Genomic DNA, 22,696 nt, shown 5'->3' on the forward strand with positions numbered 1-22,696 from the left:
CACAAACTGTTGCCGATCGATGCTTCACTGAAAGAAAAAGCCGCCCCAAACGGGGCGGCTTTCTGATTTTCTACATGGTGTCAGATCAGTTCGGGATCAGGTCCGGAACGATCGTCACGATCGACGGGACGAACCACAACAGCGCCAGCCCCATCACCTGGATCAACACGAAGGGGATAATCCCACGATAGATGTGACCGGTGGTGACACTCGCCGGGGCCACACCGCGCAGATAGAACAGCGCGAAGCCAAATGGCGGGGTCAGGAACGAGGTCTGCAGGTTCACGGCCACCATGATCGTCACCCATTTCGGGTCGAAGGTACCGCCATAGATGACGGGGCCCACAATCGGGATCACGATGTAGATGATCTCGAGGAAGTCGAGAACAAAGCCAAGAACAAACAGCACCAGCATCACGATCAGGAAGACCGTCCACTCATTGTCGAAGCTCTTCAGGAACTGCTGGATATAGTGCTCACCCCCGAAGGAGATCACCACCAAGTTCAACAGCTGCGAGCCGATCAAGATGGTAAACACCATCGAGGTCACCTTCGCCGTTTCCCGCACCACCGGGCTCAGAACGCCCGAGCGGAACAGAACCCAGCAGCTGTAGATCAGACCGAAGGCCGCATAGAGGTAGGCGGAATAGGCCGCGAAGAACGCGATCCAGGTTTCAGCCGACACCTCTTTGGTGTTGATGCGCAGGTCAAAGTTCATCCCCAGAAGGATCATGATCGCCACCGCGAAGGTGGAGTTGATGATCACTTTGCCCGAAGCATCTTCATCACGCAGCTTGCGGTAGGCCGCCAGCATGATCGCACCCGCCGCACCCAGCGCAGCCGCCGGGGTTGGGTTGGTGATGCCACCAAGGATCGAGCCTAGCACCGCAACGATCAGAACCAGCGGTGGGAAGACCACCCGGATCAGTTCGTTTTTGGTGCAGCGCAGTACAGCTTCTTTGCAGCCGTAAAGCGCCAGCAAGGTCGGGATCGCCATCAGCACCACGGTGCCACCCGCGCTGGTGGTCGGGGCGATGATCAGGATATCGACCAGTGCCAGCAGCACCAGACCGATGGCCCCGATGATCAGCGGCTTGGCTTCACCCGACGGCGATACACCGCGACCGAAGGCCAGGATCAGCCCCAGCATCACGATGATGATCGAGATACCGGTGCCAATCGGCGCCGCGGCTTCGATCTTCTGCGTGCGCAACTCAGCGATTTCTTCGTCGCTCAGTTTCACAGCTTCGGTGGCCGCACCAGAGTTGTCCAGCGCCTGTTGTTCCGCAACCGCAGTGTCCCAGGCTTCCTGGCCGTGCAGTTCGATCATCGACGCCTGACACTGTTCACCTACATTGGTCCGCAGCGATGCGCCTTCGCCAATGTCGGTGTAGCTGTCGACGGTCAGATCCTGCGAGCCAACAACGCCAAGGTTGCCCGCCAGCATCACAGCCGCGATCAGACCAACCGGTACAAAGATGAACCAGGTCAGACCTTCGTTGCGGGTGATCACCTCATGGTTCGACGCGCCCATCTGCACCGCAGGTGCTTTGGACGGGTTGAACAGCGCGTAACCAAAGGCATAGAGCGCATAGAGCAGTGCCAGCATGATGCCCGGCAGCAGGGCCGCCTGGAACAGCGTACCAACAGACAGAACCGCCGGCTCACCCAGATAGGTCAGCGCATCGGTACAGCCTGCTTCGATCGCACGGCTTTCCTGTGCGGCCGAATAAAGGTCACCCGCCAGAGTGCCCAACAGAACGATCACGATCGACGGTGGAATGATCTGACCCAGGGTGCCTGAGGCCGCGATCACACCGGTTGACAGTTCCGGGCTATAGCCGTTGCGCAACATGGTTGGCAGCGACAGAAGGCCCATGGTCACAACAGTCGCGCCCACGATGCCAGTCGATGCCGCCAGGAACGCCCCCACAACAACAACCGAAACCGCCAGACCGCCGGGCAGCGGGCCAAAGACGCGCGCCATGGTGGTCAGCAGATCGTTTGCGATCTTCGAGCGTTCCAGCGTGATGCCCATCAGAACGAACATCAAAACCGCCAGCAGGGTTTCAATCGACTGACCGGCCAGAACACGTTCGTTCATACGGTTCACGATGAACGAAATGTTGCGGTCCATTGCCACTTCCCAGCCTTTCGGGAAGACCGGTTCAGCAATCCGTGGCAAGTCTGGGTATCGGAAGACCGAGATGATCTCTTCTTTCACCCCTGTGGCCACAAGGGCCGCATAGGCATCCGAACTGGTGTCGATGGCCTGGTGAATAAGCAGTCCAGCGCTGTCGAGCGCTGCGATGATCCCGAAGGAAAGAACCCCTGCACCGCCGATGGCGAACGCCACCGGGAAGCCCGAAAGAATCGAGCCGAACAGGCAGAGGAAGACGATAAGTAGGCCGATCTCGACCCCATCAAGTCCAAAAAGCATGTGTTAATCCTCAGCCTTAGTGCGTGCCTTCATAGGCTTCTTCGCCCTCACCAAGGGTATCCTTGTCGAGGTATTTGCCTTCGCTTTCAGGGCCCTCTTTCCACTCAAGGTATGAGCGGTAGAAGAATGCGATCCCGTGCAGGAAGATCATGCCGGCAAAGGCCACAAGCAGGATCTTGAACAGGAAGTACCCCGAGAAGCCGTTCGGCGAGAAGCCAATGGTTTCCACGTTCCAGCGCAATGCGCGGGCTTTGAGCAACAGGCGCTCCAGCTGATCCGACGCCGAAGGCTTCGGCACGATCAGGTGACGCCACATGAAGAACCAGCCGTAGAGCCAGATCAACGTAGCGGCCGGCAGCATGAAGACCAGCGCGCCGAACATGTCGATCATTTTCTTGGTACGGTATTTTACACCGGCGTAGACCAAGTCAACGCGCACGTGACCGCCCTGAACAAAGGTGTAAGAGGCACAAAGCGCTACAACGAGTGCATTGTAGAGTTTCAGCTCTTCCGCATACCAGCTGATGTCAAACTGCAGCGGCACGCCGAAGCCGAACACGATGTCAGGCCGGGTAAAGATCCGCTGCATGAAAACGATAATCACCTGCTGCAGCACCATCAAAAGACCTGCCCAGGCAAAGAAGCGGCCAGTGGTGTTCGCAAAGCCCTCAAGCCCGCGCACAATGGCCCACATGAAGTTGCGCTTCCACATACCGATCGCGGTGACGATCAGGAAGGTGGTGAAGACGACGAAGAAGAACTCCACCGAACCACCGTAGTATACGAAGCGCATGATGGCTTGCTTGTCCGACCAGTCGAGCCAGAGGCTCGGGTTGGATACAGCATAACCGAAATTGTAGAACGCCAGGGCGATGTTCTGGAAGATCCAGACAACCCCATCCCCCATGGACGCCAGAATCTGCCCAAAGCCGGCAGTGCTGGTTTCCTGCATGATAACCCCCATTTCCCCTATTTACGGCTGCAGCTTCGCGGGGTTGCGGCTGCACCGGAACGGGCCCCGGTTTCCCGGGGCCCGACCAAAGTTGACAGTGTGTCGGCTTAGCCGCCCAGCACGCGAACGCGCTGCTGAACGTAGTAACCGTCCGATTTGTTGATCCATGCTGCCGAGTTGGCCAGCGAGGCTTCGAACGAGTTGCGGATCTTGGCGAACAGCTCGTCGCCCATGTTTTCGTCCATGACTTCTGCCGAAGCCTTGCCGAATGCATCCCATACGTCGTCCGAGAACTGCAGGGTTTTAACGCCTTGGCTCTGCAGACGGGCCAGTGCGGCACCGTTGTTTGCCAGGGTTTCGGCCAGCTGGTACTGGGTCACAGCCATCGAAGCATAACGCAGGATCGCTTTGTGCTGATCGCTCAGCTCGTTCCAAACGTCCAGGTTAACCGAGGAGGCCAGAGCCGAACCCGGCTCGTGGAAACCAGCGGTGTAGTAGACTTTTGCAACTTCCTGGAAGCCGGCGCGTTCGTCAGCCATCGGGCCAACCCACTCCAGACCGTCCAGAGCACCCGACGACAGCGCCTGGTACAGTTCACCACCGGGGATGTTCTGAACCGATGCGCCCAGTTTACCCAGTACTTTGCCGCCCAGACCGGGCATACGGAACTTCAGACCGTTGAAGTCGTCAGCCGAGTTGATTTCCTTGCGGAACCAGCCACCGGACTGCGAACCCGAGTTACCGGCCAGCAGGCCTTTCAGGTTGAAGATTTCGCCCAGCTCATCGTGCAGCTGCTCACCACCACCGTGGTAGTACCAGTTCGATACTTCCTGCGCGGTGCCGCCGAACGGAACTGCGGTGAAGTAAGCGTAACCCGGATGCTGGTTGATGTAGTAGTAGTCAGCCGAGTGGTACATATCGGCCTGGCCCGACGACACAGCGTCGAAAACTTCCAGTGCGCCAACCAGTTCACCCGGTGCTTTTTTGTCGATGGTCAGCGAGCCATCGGACATTTCAGCAACCATTTTTTCCATGTAGCTGGCTGCGTCATCCAGAACAGCAAAGCCACGGGGCCACGAGGTCACCATGGTCAGGGTCTTTTTGCCCTGTGCGTAAACCGGTGCGGCCAGAGTCGATGCGGCAGCTGCCGAACCGCCCAAGGCGGAAGTTTTCAGAAAAGAACGACGATCCATTAGATTGGTCCTCCCATTGGTCTCTGCCCGTCAGCTGAACTGCGGGCGGATCGTTTTTAGTGGGCCAACCCTACATTCGTATGTCACTAAGTGAATACCTACTACTACGTAGACACCCCTCAGACTGTCATAAATCATTGATATTTAATTATTTTTTTGTGCCAATTTTGTTTGCACAACTGTTGCGTATGCCGGTGAATTCCGCGCCGCGATGCCCGTATTTTTACCGTAACGTCAGCTGTGTGTTTTGATTTTGCGGTCAAAATTGCGTAACGAATCGTCATGGCTTTCCTAAGATTCCCGCTGCGCCCCAATTACGGACAGAAACTGACCCTTCTGGCGACCCTGCCTTTGATTGTGGCGGTGGCTGCCATCTCGGCGCTGGTGGCGCATCAATCCCGCCTGATGGCCGAACGCGAAATTCAGGCGATGGAAGAGCAGCTGATCGAAGCCAAAAAGGCCGAGCTGAAGAACTATGTCACCCAGGCACGCAACGGGTTTTACTTTATCTACGGCAACGCCGACCCGACGGATGAGGCGGCAAAACAGCAGGTGATGCAGATCCTTGCGGCGATGATCTACGGCACCGAGGGCGCGTTCTTTGTCTATGACTATGACGGCACCAATCTGGTCAGCCCGCGCCAAACCGACATGATCAACCAGAACTGGACGGGGCTGAGTGACAGCGAAGGCACCTCGGTGGTGGATGAGCTGATCGATATCGCGCGGCAAGGCGCGGGGTATCACAGTTACCTCTGGCCCAAACCCTCAACCGGGGAAGAGGCCCGGATGATCACCTATGTCACCTCTTTTCCCAGTTGGCGGTGGGCCGTGGGCACCGGGGTCTTTATTGACGATGTGCTGGAAACCTCCGCCGCGGCCCGGGCCGAGGTGGAGGCACGGGTGCAGCGCACCTTTTTCTATATCGGAGGCATTACACTGGCCGCGGTGCTGGTGGTCTTTGCCTCTGGCATGTTCCTCAACATCCGGGAACGCCGGCTGGCCGATGCCAAGCTGAAAGAGCTGACCCAGCGGGTGTTTGACGCCCAGGAAGAAGAGCGCGGCCGCGTTGCACGGGAACTGCATGACGGGATCAGCCAGATCCTTGTTGGGGTGCGCTATGCCCTCGACAGCGCCAAACGGCGGCTGCTGCAAGGTGACGCACGTGCGGGCGAAACCTTGGAAAAAGGCATCTCAGCCCTGCTGGGCGCCATTCAGGAGGTGCGCCGCATTAGCCGCGATCTGCGCCCCGGTGCGCTGGACGATCTGGGCCTTGGCCCGGCCCTGAAAGCGTTGACCGAAGACTTCGCCGCCCGCACCGGGATTGAGACCGAGTTTAACACCGTGGTGTTCCGTAACCGTCTGGATCAAGAAAGTAAAATTGCGCTTTACCGGATTGCGCAGGAGGCGCTGACCAATATTGAACGCCACTCTGGCGCCACTGAGGTCAGCGTCAACATGCGCGGCCACCGATCCGGCGCGACCCTGTCCATTCGTGACAATGGCCATGGCTTGCCACAGGACACCGGGCGGCGAGATCGCCCCGGCGGGCTGGGGTTGCGCAACATGCAAGAACGTATTGAACAACTTGACGGGAACCTTAGAATCCTATCTAGCCGCGACGGAACCTTGATTGAGGCACAGCTGCCGCTAAGCCACCTACTCCCGCCTGAGGAACTGTCCGAGCCACCTGCCAAGGCGCAGATGTGAGAGAGAGCCGATGACCGAGACCCCTGCCCCCCAAGATGACGCCCTGAATGAGACACCGGTCAAACTGGTGATCGTGGATGACCACCCGATGGTCGCTGAGGGCATCCAGTCCATTCTGGAATCCTACGATGACATTGAGGTGCAGGCGACCTTTCAAAGTGGCCGTGCCATCATCGATGAGGTTGAGGCCCTGCGCCCCGATGTGATCCTGATGGATCTGAACATGCCCGATATTGGCGGCCTCTCGGCGACCGAAATCATTCTGGAACGCTGCCCCGACACGCGGATCCTGATCCTGACGATGCATGACTCACGCGAGTATATCTCAACCGCGCTGGATCATGGCGCCATGGGCTATGTTCTGAAAGATGTACCAACGGATGAGATCAAGACCGCGATTGACACCGTGATGCGGGGTGAGCGCTATCTGTGTACCGGCGCGCAGGGTTCGCTGGAACCAGCGAACGGGCGCGGTCGCGATGCGCTGACGGGGCGTGAACAGACGATCCTGCTGCAGCTGGCCCAGGGCAAATCCAACAAGGAAGTGGCCATCGCGCTGGATATTTCAGTGCGCACTGTGGAAACCCACCGCAAGAACATCAAACGCAAGCTGGGCATTTCCTCCACCGCGGGCCTGACCCGCTACGCGCTGGAACACGGCGTTTTGCAGGGCACCGGCGTCGGGCTCTGATCCCCTCCTCCAACGCGAGAAATGGAAAACAGGCTGAATCTGTGCTAAGCTGACAGCACTTTCAGTCTGCATTTCTGTTTCTTCCCGCGCCTGTTTTTGCGCGCCAATTTTTGATTGAGGATTATTATGACACCCATTTCCCAAACGGCCCCGGCCGCCCTTTTGTGCTTGGCACTTTCAACCTCCCCGCTTTTTGCCCATCAGGATGGCACCAGTGACAAGCTGAACGATCACGTCTTCCTTAAAGAGCTGACCGCCCTCACCGATCAGGATGATGGCGGCGGTGAAAGTGAATATTGCCTTCGGATGAAATCCGACCACGGCCCCAAACATGGGTTGATGACCACCGAACGGCTGATCTGCTACGATGTGGATTGAGATGATCCCAGTGGCGAAGAAGGCAATAAAGAGTAGCATGAGCTGAAATCGCCCCGCCTGCCTTTGGTCGGCACCCCCAAGTCAATCGATCCGACGATCATTCTGGCCCAGCACCAACATGAATGTGCGCCGTCTGAGGCCTGGACCGTCAGCCTGACCTTGTTTGAGGTCGACTATTCGCCTGCGGGGGAGATCCTGGGCGATATTGCCGACTTGATCGAAGATGAGGGCAAAACCATCGCGTCAATCTTTGGCATTTCCGATCCGCGCGTTCTAGCCGCAACGGGGCTGGCCGGCAAATTTGCCCGGCTCGCCGGCAAGTGGATCGACCGCGCGCTGAATGGTGCAGACCGGCTGGGCACCTATGAGGTGATCTTCAACGATGGCGAAGGGGACCCTAACGGCACCGTGGATGCGGATGAGAATGGCAAAGGTTTCCACTTTCAGGCGCTGTTTGCCAAATCCGTCACCAAGGTTGGCAGCTGCCGCCCGCAACGCACCGTCTATTTCATCGACGGCACCCGCCGGGTGGTGGATGAAAGCGGCAACGCCTGCCTGCGCAATGGCACCTCGCTTCTATGCCTGAACCCCGGCGGGGCCTCACGGCGCCAGTTTGAGCAACTGCAAAGCATCGGCACCCGGATCGCAACCGTTGTGCCCGAAGACGGCACCGAAGCCACCAGAGAAGGTGCCGCCGAAGTACAGTCAGCGCTGATCGGTCTGGTTGGTGAGATTGCACAGGACGCCGTGGGCGCTCAGCTTGACCGGATGGCGGGCGACCCCAAGGCCGATGAGCTGCTGATGGAGGTGCAGGCCAGCCTGATCGATGCAGACAGCGCCTACGCCGAAGCGATGGAAAGCGGCAATGTCGAACTGCTGGTCACCGCGGTGCAGATCTACGGCAAGGTGCATGAGCCCCTGGCCAGCTACAATTACGGCGAAGCCTATCAGGCGGCCTGGTTGGCTGGCTTGACCGCGGGGATGGAGCGAGGCCGCATGTTAGCACCCGCGCCCTGCAGGATGGCGATAAGGATGGCGCAATGGGCCATATCGGCGAAATGCTGCACGCCTATGGCACATTGGATGAGCAACTGCGCGAGGAGCTGAGCCCGTTGATGCGTGAGTTGACCGGCGTTGCCATGGAAGAGATCGCTGAGCTGCCAATCGATAAGGCCTCAGCTGTGGTGATGGAACAGCTGAACTGATCTTCCCACCATCTATGAACTGACCTTAAGGGGGCGCAGGGCTGTGCCCCCTTTTGCCTGCGTCCTACATTCAATCCATCGCACCGCGCCAAAGTCCCGCACGCTGCTGAATACCGGGTGACAGTTACAATCAACGGTGCAAAGGTGACCCGGCGTCCTGAAACACAACAGGATCTACGCGCCAGACCTCCGCTGCCCTCACCCAATGCCACCGCATTTGGGCGGTTTTTCTGCGGACATTTGCAAAAATTTCCCAAATCAGAAATCACCGCGCAACTTTCGCAAAGATTTTCACCCAAAAACGTCCCTTTTCCGCCTCTTTAGCGGTTGACGCCCCTCTCAGAGGCCCATAATACTCAGCCCAAGCACCAAAAAGGGTCTTTGAACAATGAACGCACTAGTGGTCATTATTGGATTTTGGCGCATGGGCCGGTAACGGACACCATAATGGAACCCCATGCGCCCCCAGACGAAAGTCGGGGGCTTTTTCTTGGATAGCTTTAAAATTGACGTCGTAAACGGAGCAAACACATGACACGTCAGATGACCGGAGCGAAAATGGTAGTTCAAGCCCTGAAGGATCAGGGTGTGGACGTCGTATTCGGATACCCCGGGGGCGCCGTGCTACCGATTTATGATGAGATCTTTCAACAAAATGACATCAAGCACGTTCTGGTGCGCCACGAACAGGGCGCGGTTCACGCGGCTGAGGGCTATGCCCGCTCCACCGGTAAACCCGGTGTGTGCCTCGTCACCTCGGGCCCCGGCGCCACCAACGCGGTAACCGGCCTGACAGATGCGCTGCTGGACTCGATCCCGATTGTGGTTCTGACCGGCCAGGTGCCGACCTTCATGATTGGTTCAGACGCCTTTCAGGAAGCCGACACCGTTGGCATCACCCGCAGCTGCACCAAACACAACTGGCTGGTGAAAAACACCGACAAACTGTCGGGCACCCTGCATGAGGCCTTCCATGTGGCCACTTCGGGCCGTCCCGGTCCTGTTCTGATCGACATCCCAAAAGACGTGCAGTTTGCCGATGGCGAATACACCCCGCCGCAGAAGGTTGAGGTCAGCCATTACCAGCCCAAGGTCAAAGGTGACATGGCCGAGATTGAGATGCTGGTGGACGCGCTGGAAAAAGCCGAGCGCCCGATCTTCTACACCGGTGGCGGCGTCATCAACTCAGGCCCGGCGGCCAGCCAGCTGCTGCGTGAACTGGTCGACGGCACCGGCTTCCCGATCACCTCCACCCTGATGGGTCTGGGCGCCTACCCCGCTTCGGGTGACAAATGGCTGGGCATGCTGGGCATGCATGGTCTTTATGAGGCCAACATGGCGATGCACGACTGCGATCTGATGATCAACGTTGGCGCACGCTTTGACGACCGGATCACCGGCCGTCTGGATGCTTTCAGCCCGAACTCGACCAAAGCGCACATCGATATTGACCCCTCCTCGATCAACAAGGTGATCCGGGTCGACATCCCGATTGTCGGCGACGTCGGCCACGTGCTGGAAGATATTCTGAAGGTCTGGAAAGCCCGCGGGCGCAAAACCAACAGCGAAGCACTTGCGACCTGGTGGAAACAGATCGAAGCCTGGAAAGCAGTCAAATGCCTGAGCTACACCCAGGAAGGCAAAACCATCAAGCCACAATACGCTCTGGAACGCCTTGAGGCGCTGACCAAGGACCACGATCGCTACATCTGTACCGAAGTGGGTCAGCACCAGATGTGGGCGGCGCAGTATTTGGGCTTTGAAGATCCCAACCGTTGGATGACCTCGGGTGGTCTGGGCACCATGGGTTATGGCGTTCCCGCTTCCATCGGCATTCAGATGGCCCATCGCGACAGCCTGGTGATCAACGTTGCCGGCGAAGCCTCCTGGCTGATGAACATGCAGGAAATGGGCACCGCCATGCAGTTCCGCCTGCCGGTGAAACAGTTCATCCTAAACAACGAACGTCTGGGCATGGTGCGCCAGTGGCAGGAGCTGCTGCACGGCGAGCGCTACAGCCACTCGTGGTCTGAGGCGCTGCCCGATTTCGTTAAGCTGGCCGAGGCCTTTGGTTGTAAGGGCATTCAGTGCTCGGACCCGGATGATCTGGATGATGCGATCATGGAAATGCTGAACTACGACGGGCCGGTGATCTTTGACTGTCTGGTGGAGAAGCACGAAAACTGCTTCCCGATGATCCCGTCGGGCAAGGCCCACAATGAAATGCTCTTGGGTGAGGCTGAAACCCAGGGCGTGATCCAGGCCGGCGGCGCCGTGCTGGTGTGATGACGCGCCTCGGGGGCAGGACCTGCCCCCGTTCCTCCCTGCTGATGCATATGATTTGAAAGAGAGAACCAATGGCAGCTCTACACATCAAAAAAGGCTCCACGAGCCACTCCGCCTATAACCTGCGTCCCAACTTCTCGGACGTGAAGGAACGCCATACGCTGGCCGTTCTGGTGGACAATGAACCGGGTGTTCTGGCCCGGGTGATCGGGTTGTTTTCCGCCCGTGGCTACAACATCGAAAGCCTGACCGTGGCTGAGGTGGATCACACCGGTCACCTGTCGCGCATCACCATCGTGACCACCGGCACCCCGCAGGTGATCGAACAGATCAAGGCGCAGCTGGGCCGTATCGTGCCGGTGCATGACGTGCATGATCTGACCGTCGAAGGCGATGTAGTCGAACGTGAACTGGCGCTGATCAAGGTTGAAGGCGAAGGTGAAAAGCGCATTGAGGCGCTGCGTCTGGCTGAGATCTTCCGCGCCAATGTGGTGGATTCGACCCTGAGCAGCTTTGTCTTTGAGATGACCGGCGCGCCGGACAAGATCGACGCTTTCGCCGATCTGATGCGCCCCCTCGGCATGGTGGAGATCGCCCGCACCGGCGTGGCCGCTCTGTCCCGCGGCGTCTGATCCAAGCCAAATCCTGAAATGACAAAGGGGCCCAATGGGCCCCTTATTCGTTTGCCGAAGACGTCGTCATAGGCCACAGCGCAGAGGCGACGCAATTTTGACACAGCTTCCAGTGATACATCTGAGCATCATGGACTTTGATTCAATTTTATGTAGAAATTTTCCAAAAAATTAACGATGGCTGCTGAGGCGTCATAATTTCGACAAGTGCCGAACGCAGCCCAATTTGAAATGAGGCAGAGCTATGGCACTGGATTTTCAGCGCAATATTGCGATGAACGAATATGGATTCTACTGCGTCCCCGAAAGCTATATCGGTCGCAATATTGTAGATCACCTTTTGGCCGGAAACGTTTACGAGCCGCAAACTTTAAAAATGCTGCAACACCATTTGGGCACCGGTGACATCGTGACCGGCGGGGCCTTTATTGGTGACTTCCTCCCTGCTTTGCACCGTTGGCTTGATCCCACGGCGCGCATTCACACTTTTGAACCGGTTCCCACGTCATTCGCAGCAGCAGAAGAAACCATCCGATTGAACGGGCTAAACCAGGTTACCCTGTCTAATGTGGCGGTTGGCGCTGAACCCGGCAGCCTAACAATGATGGTGACACGGCCAAATGGACGCCCCATTGCCGCAGGCGAACGTATCGTCGAAGGCGCGGAAGCCGATGGTGGACGCTATATCGACGTTGATATCATGACGCTGGACACGCTGGTACCGAAGTCACGGCGCATCTCAATCCTACATCTGGACGTCGAGGGATTTGAACGCCCTGCACTACAAGGGGCAGAGCGTATTTTGACCTCTAGCCAGCCGCTGGTGGTGCTTGAGGGGCAAAAGCGCTGGCTCAAAAATGACTTTGAGCGCACATTGAACAAGCTGGCCCCAAAAGCACAGTACCAAGCTGCGGGATCAATGGAAGGCAACACTTTCTATCTTCCGACCAGTTAAACGGAAGACCTGGGCAAGTTCCGGCGCAGCCTCTTCTGGCTGCGCCCTCAACGTGCTTAATACTGATCGCTTACCCTCAGCCCTTAGCCTCCAAAGGCTTGGTGCCGGCTGAGGTTTGCTGTGGCTCCAACAGCAGATCATAAAGATGCCATGTGGCATGGCCCAACAGAGGAAGGGTCACAAACAGCCCGAAGAACCCCGGCAGCAGGGACAGGAAGGTCACCACAGCGATAAACCCGGCCCAGAGGATCATGGGCACGAAATTTACCTGCACCAGCTGGAAAGAGGCAATCATCGCTGAAACATAATCAACCTCGCGGTCCAAGAGCATCGGCAGCGACACCACGGTGATCATGTAAAGCAACAGCGCAAATCCGGCCCCGACTGCTGTGCCAACCGCCAGCATCGCCAAACCATTTGAGGTCAGATAGACCTCAAAGGAGGTGGAGACATTGGTCATGGTCATGGTGCCCATAAAGACGGCAAAGATCATATGGGCCAGAAAGAACCAGAACAAAAACATGAAGATGATGATCGCACTGATCGAGGGCAATTGCCGTTGGCTCTGCAAGAGGATCACGCCGAACACGGGCTTTAGTTTCAAGGGCATACCGTGTTCCAGTCGCCGACTGACCTCATAAAGGCCCACAGCGGTGAACGGCCCCACAAGGGGGAAGCCAACAGCAGCAAAGACCAGCCAGTAACTCTGCCCGGTACGAACCGTAATCCAGGCCATTAGCCAGCCCAGTGCCACATAGACCGAGGCAAAGATCAGCCCAAAAAGCGGCGCCCGACGCATGTCAGACCAGCCGCGTTTTAGGGCCTCATTCAATACAGAAAACGTCACTTGCCCCAACTCAGGCACACCGTGCTGTGGTGCCTCTGTCATTGCTCTTACCCCTCCCTGGCCTTCGGCTTGGTGCCACTTGGGTTTAGGTTAAAGCCGAAGCGGGGCAATGCATAGAAAAATTGGCATATTTCTTTTTGGCATCAGTAGCGCCGGGGTTGGCACTAATGCAGCCGCAGACTTTGGGCCGGGCGCGGCGGGTGTTTGCCGGGCCAGTTGGTGGCCTCATGCCAGGCCTGGGCGATCTGCAGCACCCTCAGGTCGCCGCGCGGCGGGCCAATCAGCTGCATCCCCATCGGCAGGCCCTGCGGGCCAAAACCAGCGGGGATCGACATGCAGGGAAGCCCCAGCAGGCTGACGGGGATCACAATCTCCATCCAGCGATGATAGGTGTCCATCGCCTGGCCAGCGATCTCTTCGGGGTGGCGCCAGTCCACCGGGAAGGGCCAGCACTGGGCCGAAGGCAGCATCAGCACATCCACCTCTGCAAACTGGTCGATCGCAGCCCGGTACCAGTCAGACCGTGCCGCTGAGGCACGATTGACCGCCATGCCCGACAGCTCCAGCCCTTGCTCAATCTCCCAAATCGCTTCGGGCTTCAGCTGAGCGCGACTGGCGCGATTTGCATGTAGCGGCGCCAGATTGCCAGCGATCGCCCAGGACCGCAGGGTCGTCCAAGCCTCCCACAGACGAGCCGCGGGGAACGGTGGCGCCAGATACTCCACCTTGCAGCCCAGTTGTTCGAACACACCAAGGGCCGATTCACAGGTTTCCAGCACCCCGTCTTCCATCGGATAGGCTCCGCCCCAATCCGCCAGCCAGCCGATCCGCAGACCGTTCACATTGGTGCGGATGCGATCGACAAACATCTGCGGCAGCAGCCCGTAGGGCTGGCGCATATCCCAACCGCCCATCACCTCCAGCAAGGCCGCGATATCTGCAGGGGACCGGCCCATCGGCCCGTTGGTCGACAGTTGGTTATGGAAAAGCTCACTATCGGGATCAGACGGCACCCGGCCCCAGCTGGGGCGGAAACCATAGACGTTGTTCCAGGCCGCCGGGTTGCGCAGCGATCCCATCATGTCAGACCCATCCGATACGCTGACCATCCGCGTTGCCAGCGCCGCCGCGGCACCGCCAGAGGATCCACCAGAGGACCGGGTCAGATCATAAGGATTGCGGGTGGCACCATAGACGTCATTGAAGGTATGCGATCCTAGGCCAAATTCAGGTGCATTGGTTTTGCCAATAAACAGCCCCCCTGCCCGGCGCATCCGTTCCACAAAGACGCTGTCCTGCGGCGCCACGGTGCGCGCCTGCATCGGGGAGCCCATCGAGGTGACCAGCCCTTCGACATTGGCCAAATCCTTCACCGCCAAGGGGATCCCATGCAGCCAGCCGCGCCGCTCGGTCTGATCAATGGCGCGCGCCTCATCCAACAGCCGGTCGCCATCGCGCAGGGCAACAATGGCGTTTACATCGTCATTGATGGCGGTGATCCGCTCCAGCGTGGCGCGCATCAGTTCGACCGCGCTGAGGTCTCTTGCCTCCAGCAGCGCCGAAAGTTCCAGCGCGTCGCAGTCGAGAATATCCATCACCTTCCTCCGGTCGAATATGAGGATTGCCGATAAAGCGTTGAGAGACAATCTTTTATCGGCACGCTATCCTAATGGACAACGACCAAACGCCATAAAACTCTTAGCTTCAGAGCGTTGGGGCGCCTGCGAAGTTCTCAAATCCAGCGGTGGTTTCGACCACATCCGCCTGATAATGCGCGATCAGCGGCATAGCCTTTGCCTCGACTTCCTCCAACCAGACCGGACCGTTGTAAAACGCCTCTTTCAGCCGCTCACGCGCTGCTTCGTCAGCAAAGGCACGCATCCAATGCACCTTGTCAGGATGTTCCAGATCGCGCACCGGTCCCCAGACCAGCATCCCAGCCTCGCGCAGGGCTTCGCGGTTGCGGGTTTCAAAATAGGAGATGAACTCTTCCCGCTTGCCGGGTTTCAAGGTGTAATGGCGGATTTCCAAAATCATCTAATCGATCCGATTACTTGGGTCACAGGGGCCATCAAACCATGTGAGGTTTCGGTGTTAACCGCAAGACCCGCAACAAAAAAGCCGGGTCACTGGACCCGGCTTTGTCATCTCAACCGTTCACGTTGACTGCTGGTCAGATCAATCGTCTGCCTGCGCTTCCGAGCGACTTTTGCCGGAAACATCCATCGCCAGTGTGGCGGCCATGAACCCATCCAGATCACCGTCCAGCACACCTTTGGTGTCTGATGTCTCATGGCTGGTGCGCAGGTCTTTCACCATCTGATAGGGCTGCAGAACGTAGGAGCGGATCTGGTTGCCCCAGCCGGCATCGCCCTTGTTTTCATGCGCCTCATTGATAGCAGCGTTACGGCGGTCCAGTTCCATCTGATAGAGCCGCGATTTCAGCGCTTTCATGGCAATGTCACGGTTCTGGTGCTGCGATTTTTCCGAACTGGTGGTGACCACACCGGTGGGAATGTGGGTGATCCGCACGGCTGAGTCTGTGGTGTTCACGTGCTGACCACCAGCACCAGAGGAGCGATAGGTGTCGATCCGGATATCGGACGGGTTCACCTCAATCTCAATATTGTCATCCACCACCGGGTAGACCCAGACCGAGCTGAAGGAGGTGTGTCGTTTCGCAGCCGAGTCATAGGGCGAGATCCGCACCAGACGGTGCACACCCGATTCCGACTTCAGCCAACCATAGGCGTTGTGGCCGGTGATCTTATAAGCGGCAGATTTGATGCCCGCCTCTTCGCCCGCGGTCATCGACTGCAGCTCGACCTTATAGCCCTTCTTCTCTGCCCAGCGAACATACATCCGCGCCAGCATCGAGGCCCAGTCACAGCTTTCCGTACCACCTGCGCCTGAGTTGATTTCAAGGAAGGTGTCGTTGCTGTCTGCTTCCCCATTAAGGAGCGCTTCCAGCTCTTTCTCAGCCGCCTTGGCAACCAGCGCCTTCAACGCGGCTTCGGCCTCGGCGATGACTTCATCATCCTCTTCCATCTCACCCAGCTCGATCAGCTCGATGTTATCGGCAACCTCTTGCTGCATATCATCATGGGTTTTGATCGCATCCAGCAGGGTCTGACGCTCGCGCATCAGTTTCTGGGCGTTTTCCGGATCGTCCCACAGCGTCGGGTCTTCAACCCGGGCGTTGAACTCTTCCATGCGGAATTGCGCCGTCTCATAATCCATCCGCTGACGCAGCAGCGCCAGGGACTTTTCAATCTCGGAAACGATGTTCTGAACTTCGGCGCGCATGGGGCAATCCTGCTTATCTCTTGTCAGTGCTGCGTGATAGCAAGGTGGCGCAGCAGGGGCAAGCGCCGCATCTTTACTGCCGCCTTTTCAATGTTCCTTAAATACTCAAATCCTTATCCATCACTTGACCGATAAGGGCGCGGTCCACCTTGGCGCACCACCTCAATATCGGCCTGCAGCTGGGACTGCCATTCATCTACCATTGAGCGCACCCTTTCGACGTATTCATCGTTTTCATGGCTGGCCACGCCAACCTTATGGGCATCCGCAACAGCCAGCATGGCCCGGCGGTCCGTTTCATTGAAGACCTCTAGCATTTCTTCTGCAATGGGACGGTCGATGCCCAAGGCCTCAAACAGGCTGCGCCCCATACGCAGAGAGCTGTCGTAGGTTTCGCGGATGATGTCGCGGCTGCCATGCGCCCAGAGGTCATAGACATGATCCCGGTCCACCGCGCGGGCCACGATATGCACATGCGGGTAGTTTTTGCTGACGTAATGGGTCAACTCGCTGATCTTTTCGCGGTCATCAATGGCGATGACCAGCACCTTCGCTTCTTGGATCCCTGCCGCGTGCAACAGATCCGGCCGGGTGGCATCGCCGTAGTAATGTTTCACGCCGAATTTTTTCAGGATCTCCAACCGTTTGGAACTGTAGTCAATCACCGTGGGCTGATAGCCCGCCGCCTCCGCGATCCGGTTGACCAGCCCACCTATGCGGCCGGCCCCCGCGATGATAATCTTGGCCCCATCGGGCATTTCATCCGCTTCGCGTTCCTGATCCTCAACACCCATCGCTGCAAAGACACGATCATAGAGGATGAACAGCGCCGGCGTCAGCAGCATCGACAGCGCCACAACCAGCAGCAGCTGATCCGCAATCGCCGCCGGGATCACCGCATTGGCCACGGTGAAGGACAGCAGCACAAAACCAAATTCACCCGCCTGTGCAAGGCCAAGCGCAAACAGCCATTTATCGCCGCCCTCCAGCTTGAACAGACGGGCCAGCAGCAGCAGGATTGCGGCCTTCAGCGCAATCAGGCCAAGGGTCAGCGCAAGAATGGTCAGGATGTTGTCAAACAGCAGGCCAAAGTTGATCCCCGCCCCCACCGTCATGAAAAACAGCCCCAGCAGCAGGCCTTTGAAGGGATCAATGTCGCTTTCCAATTCATGGCGATATTCTGAGTTCGCCAGAACAACACCGGCCAGGAAGGTGCCAAGCGCCGGCGACAGACCAACAAGGGTCATCAAAAGGGCGATGCCCACCACCATCATCAGCGCCGCAGCGGTGAACAACTCGCGCAGGTTGGCGGCTGAGATGAAGCGGAAAATCGGTGAGGTGAGCGAAATGCCCCCGACCACAACAAAGGCAATGGCGCCAAGTGTGATCAAAGTGACCTGCCAGCCCGGCAAGCCAGCCACTAGGCTAAACCCGCCGCTGTCACCACCGGCATGGCCCGAACTGCCCGCACCTTCCAGACCCGGTGCCATATTGACCAGATCCGGCATCGCTAGCAGCGGGATGAAGGCCAGCATCGGGATCACGGCGATGTCCTGGGTCAGCAGAACGGAGAAACTGGACTGCCCGCCGTCGGATTTCATCAGGCCCTTTTCATTCAACGTCTGCAGCACAATCGCGGTGGAGGACAGCGCCAGCACCAGTCCGATGGCCAAAGCCACGTTAAACGGCTGCCCCATAAGGAAGGCGACAGCCGCAACCGCAACCGTGGTCAGGCCCACCTGCCCGCCGCCAAGGCCCAACAGGCGGGCACGCATCTGCCACAGAACCTTGGGCTCCAACTCCAACCCGACGAGGAACAGCATCATGACCACGCCAAATTCGGCGAAGTGCTGAATGGCAATCACATCAACCCCAAGGATCGCCAGAACCGGGCTGATCGCAATCCCTGCGATCAAATAGCCCAGCACCGACCCTAACCCCAGTTTTGAGGCGATCGGCACCGCGGCCACCCCGGCCACAAGAAAGGTAAATGCAAGCAATAGGAAATCGGTCATGGGGCTTTGTCCATCCTGTTCAAACGCCCCCGCAGCATTGCCGATTTGTGCCTGCCCGCCTAGAGGGCGTGATCTGCGCAAACAAAAACACCCTGCGCACTGACGCAGGGTGCTTTGAATTATCAGGCAAATGTGTGCGCTAGTACAGACCCCCCGAGGAGACCGAACCGAAGCTGGCCTTGGGCCCAACCACCGTTGTCCGCCCGGTGGAGGTGGTAACCTCTTGGCCGACTTCCTGCACCTCATTGAACAGGGGCAGGTTCGCACCCATGGCAAAGCCACCGTCGAAGGTGATCCCGAAGAGCGGCTCCTCACCATCGCGGAAAAACTCGGCCACAACGGCCTCACCGCTGGCTTCATCTGGCAGGCGCTCACCAGTGAAGCGGTCGATTTTGATGAAACGGCCGCCCTCAGGCACCTCAAACGCGCCGCCGCCATACCGCTGCACCGCTTCTTTCATAAACTCGGCAAAGACCGGACCACACATGGTGCCGCCATACGCGCCGCGGCCCAGCGGGCGCGGGTTGTCATGGCCCATGTAGCAGCCTGCCACGATGTTGGAGGAAAAGCCGACGAACCAGACATCGCGTGAGTCATTGGTGGTCCCGGTTTTGCCAGCAATCGGCACACCAACACGAATGTTAGTCGCCGTGCCGCGGTCAACCACACCTTTCATCATTGAGGTCAGCTGATACGCGGTGGTTTCATCCATCACGCGGGCCCGGTTGCTTACAATGCGCGGGCTTTGATCCACAGGCAGCTCAGCCAGTTCACATTCCACACAATCGCGTTGATCGTGGCGATAGATGGTCTGGCCATAGCGGTCCTGAATACGGTCCACCAGCGTCGGCTCAACCCGCTCCCCGCCATTGGCAAACATCGCATAGGCGGCCACCATTTTGTACAGCGTGGTTTCATCTGCCCCCAGTGAGTTCGCCAGGAACTGCCCCATATCGTCATATACGCCAAAACGTTCGGCGTAGTTGGCGATCACATCCATGCCGACCTCTTGCGCCAGACGGATGGTCATCAGGTTTCGCGATTGCTCAATCCCGGTGCGCAGTGGCGTGGGGCCGTAGAATTTGTTTGACGAGTTCTTGGGGCGCCACAGACCCTGCGGTGTGTTCACCTCAATCGGGGCGTCGATCACGATGGTTGCCGGCGAATAGCCACTGTCCAGCGCTGCCGCGTAAACGAAGGGTTTGAACGATGACCCCGGCTGACGCTGCGCCTGGGTGGTGCGGTTAAACACCGAATGCTGGTAGCTGAAGCCCCCCTGCATCGCGATCACACGGCCGGTGTTGACGTCCATCGCCATGAAACCACCCTGGATTTCAGGCACCTGGCGCAGGGTCCAGCGCACGAAGCTGCCATCTTCATCCTTGGTCAGGGCACGGACCAGAACCACATCGCCAACATTCAGAAGATCAGGTGCGTTTTTTGCCTTGCGGCCAACTTTGTCATCTTCTAGCAAAGGTGCGGCCCAGGTCACATCTTTGCCGATGATCCAATGACCGTCCTCGCCCTCATCCACGCCTTCGATACCAATGCGCACGTCGTTGTTGCCCTGACGCAGCACAACAGCCGGATGCCATTTGCCGTTCAGCGTGATGTCACGCGGCACGTCCGCTTCGGCCAACGCAGCGCGCCAGGCCTCTTCGCTGCCCAGCTGATCGGCGGGTATGGTCACACCAGTGCCACGCCAAACGCCTTGTTTGCGGTCATAATCCTCCAGCCCACGGCGCAGTGCTTCGGCGGCTTTGATCTGCAGATCAGGGTCCACAGTGGCCCGTACGGTCATCCCGCCGGAAAAGAACTGTTCCTCCCCGAAATCGCGGCTCAGCTGGCGGCGGATCTCATCGGTGAAGTAATCCCGCGGTGGCAGGGCGGATTTGAAGCTTTCAAAATCGCCGTTCTGCACCGAACGCAGCGGCAGTTCTTTCTGGGCCAGATAGGCGGCTTCGGTGATATAGCCGTTTTCGGACATTTCCTTCAGCACGAAGTTCCGCCGCGCCAGCACACGCTCTTTGTTGCGCACGGGGTGGAATTTGCCCGGTGCTTTCGGCATCGACGCCAGTGTCGCGGCCTCATGCGGGCTGAGTTCGCTGAGGGTTTTGTTGAAATAGGTCTGCGCCGCCGCCGTCACCCCGTAGGAGTTCTGGCCGAGGAAAATCTCATTCATGTAGAGCTCAAGGATCTGCTCTTTGCTCAGCGTCTGTTCCACGCGGGTCGCAAGGATGATCTCTTTGATCTTCCGCTCAATGCGGCGTTCGCCGCCCAGGAGGAAGTTCTTCATCACCTGCTGGGTGATGGTCGAGGCACCGCGCACCGATTGACCACGTGAGCGCACCGCCTCAACCGCAGCCGCGGCAATGCCGCGGGCATCATAGCCCTTGTGGGTGTAGAAGTTCTTATCTTCCGCCGAGATGAAGGCGTATTTCACCAGATCCGGGATCTCTTCGGCGGGGGTGAACAGGCGGCGTTCTTTGGCAAATTCATCGATCATCCGCCCTTCACCGGAATAGATCCGGCTGATGGTCGGGGGCGTATATTGCGCCAGCGCCTCATGGCTCGGCAGATCACGACCATAGATGTAGAAAATCGAGCCGATGCTCAGCGCAGCGACCGCAATTCCTAGGGTGATCAGGGTGAAGATGCCCCCGAAAAACGATAGAATGAACCTCAGCACAAATGCCGTCCTTGTCTTGTTCTGCCCACTCTATAGTCACCCCCACCTTGAGCGTCAAAACAAGTTGGGGTGAAACGCAGCGCTTGGGCTATGTTTTGCCGCTGCTCCGGGCCCTGTGAGAGGCTACTGCCGCACCAATTGGGACAGCGCCGCGTCCTCCCGCGCCCAGGCCCGCAGCGCATCGCGAATGCCCGCAGCAACAGAAATCCGCCATTGCCGATTGGTCAGGTTTTCCAGATCCCGGGGGCTGGACATAAAGCCAACCTCCAAGAGGACCGAAGGGATATCGGCCGCCTTTAGCACCGAAAACCCTGCATGGCGCAGCGGCCGTTTGTTCATCGGCGCGCCAGTGGCCCGGATCCCCTCCACCATGGCCTCAGCCAGCCGTTTGGCGCGCGGCTTGGTTTCCTGCCGCGCCAGATCCAGCAGAACATCCGCCACCACATCGTCCTGGCCGGTCAGATCCACGCCCGACAGGATATCATCGCGGTCATGGCGCTCCGCCAATTTGGCCGAAGCCGCGTCAGAGGCGCTGTCAGACAGCAGATGCACCGTTGCACCATGCGCCTGACCGGCGGCCAAGGCATCGGCGTGCAGTGAGATAAAGACATGGGCACCCTGCTCATGCGCCAGGGCAACACGGCGTTCCAGTGAGACAAAGCGATCTTCGTCCCGCGTCAGCATCACCTCAAAACCGCCTGATCTCAAAAGCGTTTCTTTAAGCTCCAGCGCAAAGGACAGCATCAGCTCTTTCTCATTATAGCCATCCCGCTCGGCGCCTGGATCAATGCCGCCGTGGCCGGGATCCAGCATCACCCGCAAGGGGCCCTCACCGGGCAGCGCAGTCACCTTGGCCATGCCACTGACCGGCGGCAGATCCCAGCGCGGATCATAGGGCGCGCCTGAAACCTCGGTGAAACGCTCCGCGCTCACAGCACTCAGCGCCACAGTCAGATCCGCCGCGCCGGTGCTGTCGTCCAGCACCATCTCCACGGTCTCAATGGCCAGCGGTCCCGCCAGGTCCACCACCATCCGCGACCAGCCGGGGCGCACGCCCCCAAAGCGCAAGCCCTCAACCGCATCGGCGTTCAAAAGCGCCTCCTGCGTCACACCGCGCCAGTCCACCTCACGAAAGTCCAGCACCAGCCGCTCCGGCGCTTCCAGCGTGTAAACCCGGTAAGGCACGCCTTGGGTCAGGCCAAGCCGCAACTCGATCCCACCGCCTCGGGTATCCGTGATCTGCGAGCGCCCCACCTCAACCCGGGCCAGACCGCTCAACTCCTGCGCCTGCGCCATGCCTGCCAGCATCGACCACAGGGCCACCATCCAAATCTTGATCAGCCTGCTCACCGGATTCGCCCCCGTTCTCGTTGCCGACCAGCCTAGCCAAACAGACC

The 22,696-nt window shown here is 58.5% G+C and carries 18 protein-coding genes; 8 read left to right on the forward strand and 10 right to left on the reverse strand.

Annotation, left to right across the window (positions count from 1 at the left end; genetic code table 11):
* Positions 1 to 85: 85 nt before the first annotated feature.
* From TL5118_RS17440 to TL5118_RS17450, 3 genes are all read right to left on the reverse strand, one after another.
* On the reverse strand, positions 86 to 2,440 hold the full coding sequence (locus tag TL5118_RS17440) for a TRAP transporter large permease (protein WP_058244131.1): 2,355 nt from the start codon (positions 2,438 to 2,440) through the stop codon (positions 86 to 88).
* A 16-nt stretch (positions 2,441 to 2,456) separates the two neighbouring features.
* Positions 2,457 to 3,347 carry a TRAP transporter small permease subunit gene (locus TL5118_RS17445; RefSeq protein ID WP_058244335.1) on the reverse strand — a complete coding sequence of 297 codons (891 nt, stop codon included), beginning with the start codon at positions 3,345 to 3,347 and terminating at the stop codon, positions 2,457 to 2,459.
* Between the two features lie 152 nt (positions 3,348 to 3,499).
* Positions 3,500 to 4,585, reverse strand: coding sequence for a TRAP transporter substrate-binding protein (locus TL5118_RS17450; RefSeq protein WP_058260812.1), 1,086 nt, complete (start codon positions 4,583 to 4,585; stop codon positions 3,500 to 3,502).
* Positions 4,586 to 4,867: 282 nt separating this feature from the next.
* Here TL5118_RS17450 and TL5118_RS17455 point away from each other — a divergent pair, with 282 nt between their 5' ends.
* From TL5118_RS17455 to TL5118_RS17485, 8 genes are all read left to right on the forward strand, one after another.
* Positions 4,868 to 6,295, forward strand: coding sequence for a cache domain-containing protein (locus TL5118_RS17455; RefSeq protein WP_058244133.1), 1,428 nt, complete (start codon positions 4,868 to 4,870; stop codon positions 6,293 to 6,295).
* 10 nt (positions 6,296 to 6,305) lie between these two features.
* Positions 6,306 to 6,986 (forward strand): response regulator transcription factor, encoded by a 681-nt coding sequence (locus tag TL5118_RS17460; RefSeq protein ID WP_058244134.1) that lies wholly within the window; start codon positions 6,306 to 6,308, stop codon positions 6,984 to 6,986.
* A gap of 126 nt (positions 6,987 to 7,112) precedes the next feature.
* Complete coding sequence (locus tag TL5118_RS17465) at positions 7,113 to 7,364, forward strand: hypothetical protein (protein ID WP_058244135.1); 252 nt, start codon at positions 7,113 to 7,115, stop codon at positions 7,362 to 7,364.
* Between the two features lie 63 nt (positions 7,365 to 7,427).
* A complete protein-coding gene (locus TL5118_RS17470) occupies positions 7,428 to 8,471 on the forward strand; it encodes a hypothetical protein (RefSeq protein ID WP_058244136.1) in 1,044 nt (347 codons plus the stop codon).
* A complete protein-coding gene (locus tag TL5118_RS21430; protein ID WP_165590063.1) occupies positions 8,405 to 8,569 on the forward strand; it encodes a hypothetical protein in 165 nt (54 codons plus the stop codon). Before TL5118_RS17470 ends, TL5118_RS21430 begins: the two co-directional genes overlap by 67 nt.
* A gap of 531 nt (positions 8,570 to 9,100) precedes the next feature.
* The gene (locus tag TL5118_RS17475) at positions 9,101 to 10,855 is read left to right on the forward strand and encodes an acetolactate synthase 3 large subunit (RefSeq protein WP_058244137.1); all 1,755 of its coding nucleotides are present in this window, start codon (positions 9,101 to 9,103) and stop codon (positions 10,853 to 10,855) included.
* Positions 10,856 to 10,926: 71 nt separating this feature from the next.
* Entirely contained in the window at positions 10,927 to 11,487 is a 561-nt protein-coding gene (gene ilvN, locus TL5118_RS17480) for an acetolactate synthase small subunit (RefSeq protein WP_058244138.1), read from the forward strand.
* 244 nt (positions 11,488 to 11,731) lie between these two features.
* Positions 11,732 to 12,442 carry an FkbM family methyltransferase gene (locus TL5118_RS17485; protein WP_058244139.1) on the forward strand — a complete coding sequence of 237 codons (711 nt, stop codon included), beginning with the start codon at positions 11,732 to 11,734 and terminating at the stop codon, positions 12,440 to 12,442.
* Positions 12,443 to 12,518: 76 nt separating this feature from the next.
* Here TL5118_RS17485 and TL5118_RS17490 read toward each other — a convergent pair whose 3' ends face one another.
* From TL5118_RS17490 to TL5118_RS17520, 7 genes are all read right to left on the reverse strand, one after another.
* A complete protein-coding gene (locus TL5118_RS17490; protein WP_058244140.1) occupies positions 12,519 to 13,331 on the reverse strand; it encodes a DUF2189 domain-containing protein in 813 nt (270 codons plus the stop codon).
* Between the two features lie 122 nt (positions 13,332 to 13,453).
* Positions 13,454 to 14,884 (reverse strand): amidase, encoded by a 1,431-nt coding sequence (locus TL5118_RS17495; protein ID WP_058244141.1) that lies wholly within the window; start codon positions 14,882 to 14,884, stop codon positions 13,454 to 13,456.
* Positions 14,885 to 14,993: 109 nt separating this feature from the next.
* The gene (locus TL5118_RS17500; protein WP_058244142.1) at positions 14,994 to 15,326 is read right to left on the reverse strand and encodes a putative quinol monooxygenase; all 333 of its coding nucleotides are present in this window, start codon (positions 15,324 to 15,326) and stop codon (positions 14,994 to 14,996) included.
* Between the two features lie 141 nt (positions 15,327 to 15,467).
* Positions 15,468 to 16,595, reverse strand: coding sequence for a peptide chain release factor 2 (gene prfB / locus TL5118_RS17505; protein ID WP_058244143.1), 1,128 nt, complete (start codon positions 16,593 to 16,595; stop codon positions 15,468 to 15,470).
* A gap of 113 nt (positions 16,596 to 16,708) precedes the next feature.
* On the reverse strand, positions 16,709 to 18,610 hold the full coding sequence (locus TL5118_RS17510) for a cation:proton antiporter domain-containing protein (protein WP_058244144.1): 1,902 nt from the start codon (positions 18,608 to 18,610) through the stop codon (positions 16,709 to 16,711).
* A 139-nt stretch (positions 18,611 to 18,749) separates the two neighbouring features.
* Entirely contained in the window at positions 18,750 to 21,299 is a 2,550-nt protein-coding gene (locus TL5118_RS17515) for a penicillin-binding protein 1A (protein WP_058244145.1), read from the reverse strand.
* Positions 21,300 to 21,422: 123 nt separating this feature from the next.
* Positions 21,423 to 22,649, reverse strand: coding sequence for an N-acetylmuramoyl-L-alanine amidase (locus TL5118_RS17520; protein WP_082626328.1), 1,227 nt, complete (start codon positions 22,647 to 22,649; stop codon positions 21,423 to 21,425).
* Positions 22,650 to 22,696 lie beyond the last annotated feature (47 nt).

The sequence above is a fragment of the Thalassovita autumnalis genome, assembly GCF_001458255.1.
Taxonomy (GTDB): Bacteria; Pseudomonadota; Alphaproteobacteria; order Rhodobacterales; family Rhodobacteraceae; genus Thalassobius; species Thalassobius autumnalis.

Bases quoted from the DNA above. Each gene is read 5' to 3' on its own strand.
- TL5118_RS17465 (WP_058244135.1), top strand. From the start codon at position 7,113: ATGACACCCATTTCCCAAACGGCCCCGGCCGCCCTTTTGTGCTTGGCA.
- TL5118_RS17500 (WP_058244142.1), bottom strand. From the start codon at position 15,326: ATGATTTTGGAAATCCGCCATTACACCTTGAAACCCGGCAAGCGGGAA.
- TL5118_RS17450 (WP_058260812.1), bottom strand. From the start codon at position 4,585: ATGGATCGTCGTTCTTTTCTGAAAACTTCCGCCTTGGGCGGTTCGGCA.
- TL5118_RS17440 (WP_058244131.1), bottom strand. From the start codon at position 2,440: ATGCTTTTTGGACTTGATGGGGTCGAGATCGGCCTACTTATCGTCTTC.
- ilvN (WP_058244138.1), top strand. From the start codon at position 10,927: ATGGCAGCTCTACACATCAAAAAAGGCTCCACGAGCCACTCCGCCTAT.
- TL5118_RS17490 (WP_058244140.1), bottom strand. From the start codon at position 13,331: ATGACAGAGGCACCACAGCACGGTGTGCCTGAGTTGGGGCAAGTGACG.
- TL5118_RS21430 (WP_165590063.1), top strand. From the start codon at position 8,405: ATGGGCCATATCGGCGAAATGCTGCACGCCTATGGCACATTGGATGAG.
- TL5118_RS17445 (WP_058244335.1), bottom strand. From the start codon at position 3,347: ATGGGGGATGGGGTTGTCTGGATCTTCCAGAACATCGCCCTGGCGTTC.
- prfB (WP_058244143.1), bottom strand. From the start codon at position 16,595: ATGCGCGCCGAAGTTCAGAACATCGTTTCCGAGATTGAAAAGTCCCTG.
- TL5118_RS17495 (WP_058244141.1), bottom strand. From the start codon at position 14,884: ATGGATATTCTCGACTGCGACGCGCTGGAACTTTCGGCGCTGCTGGAG.
- TL5118_RS17460 (WP_058244134.1), top strand. From the start codon at position 6,306: ATGACCGAGACCCCTGCCCCCCAAGATGACGCCCTGAATGAGACACCG.
- TL5118_RS17455 (WP_058244133.1), top strand. From the start codon at position 4,868: ATGGCTTTCCTAAGATTCCCGCTGCGCCCCAATTACGGACAGAAACTG.
- TL5118_RS17510 (WP_058244144.1), bottom strand. From the start codon at position 18,610: ATGACCGATTTCCTATTGCTTGCATTTACCTTTCTTGTGGCCGGGGTG.
- TL5118_RS17485 (WP_058244139.1), top strand. From the start codon at position 11,732: ATGGCACTGGATTTTCAGCGCAATATTGCGATGAACGAATATGGATTC.
- TL5118_RS17475 (WP_058244137.1), top strand. From the start codon at position 9,101: ATGACACGTCAGATGACCGGAGCGAAAATGGTAGTTCAAGCCCTGAAG.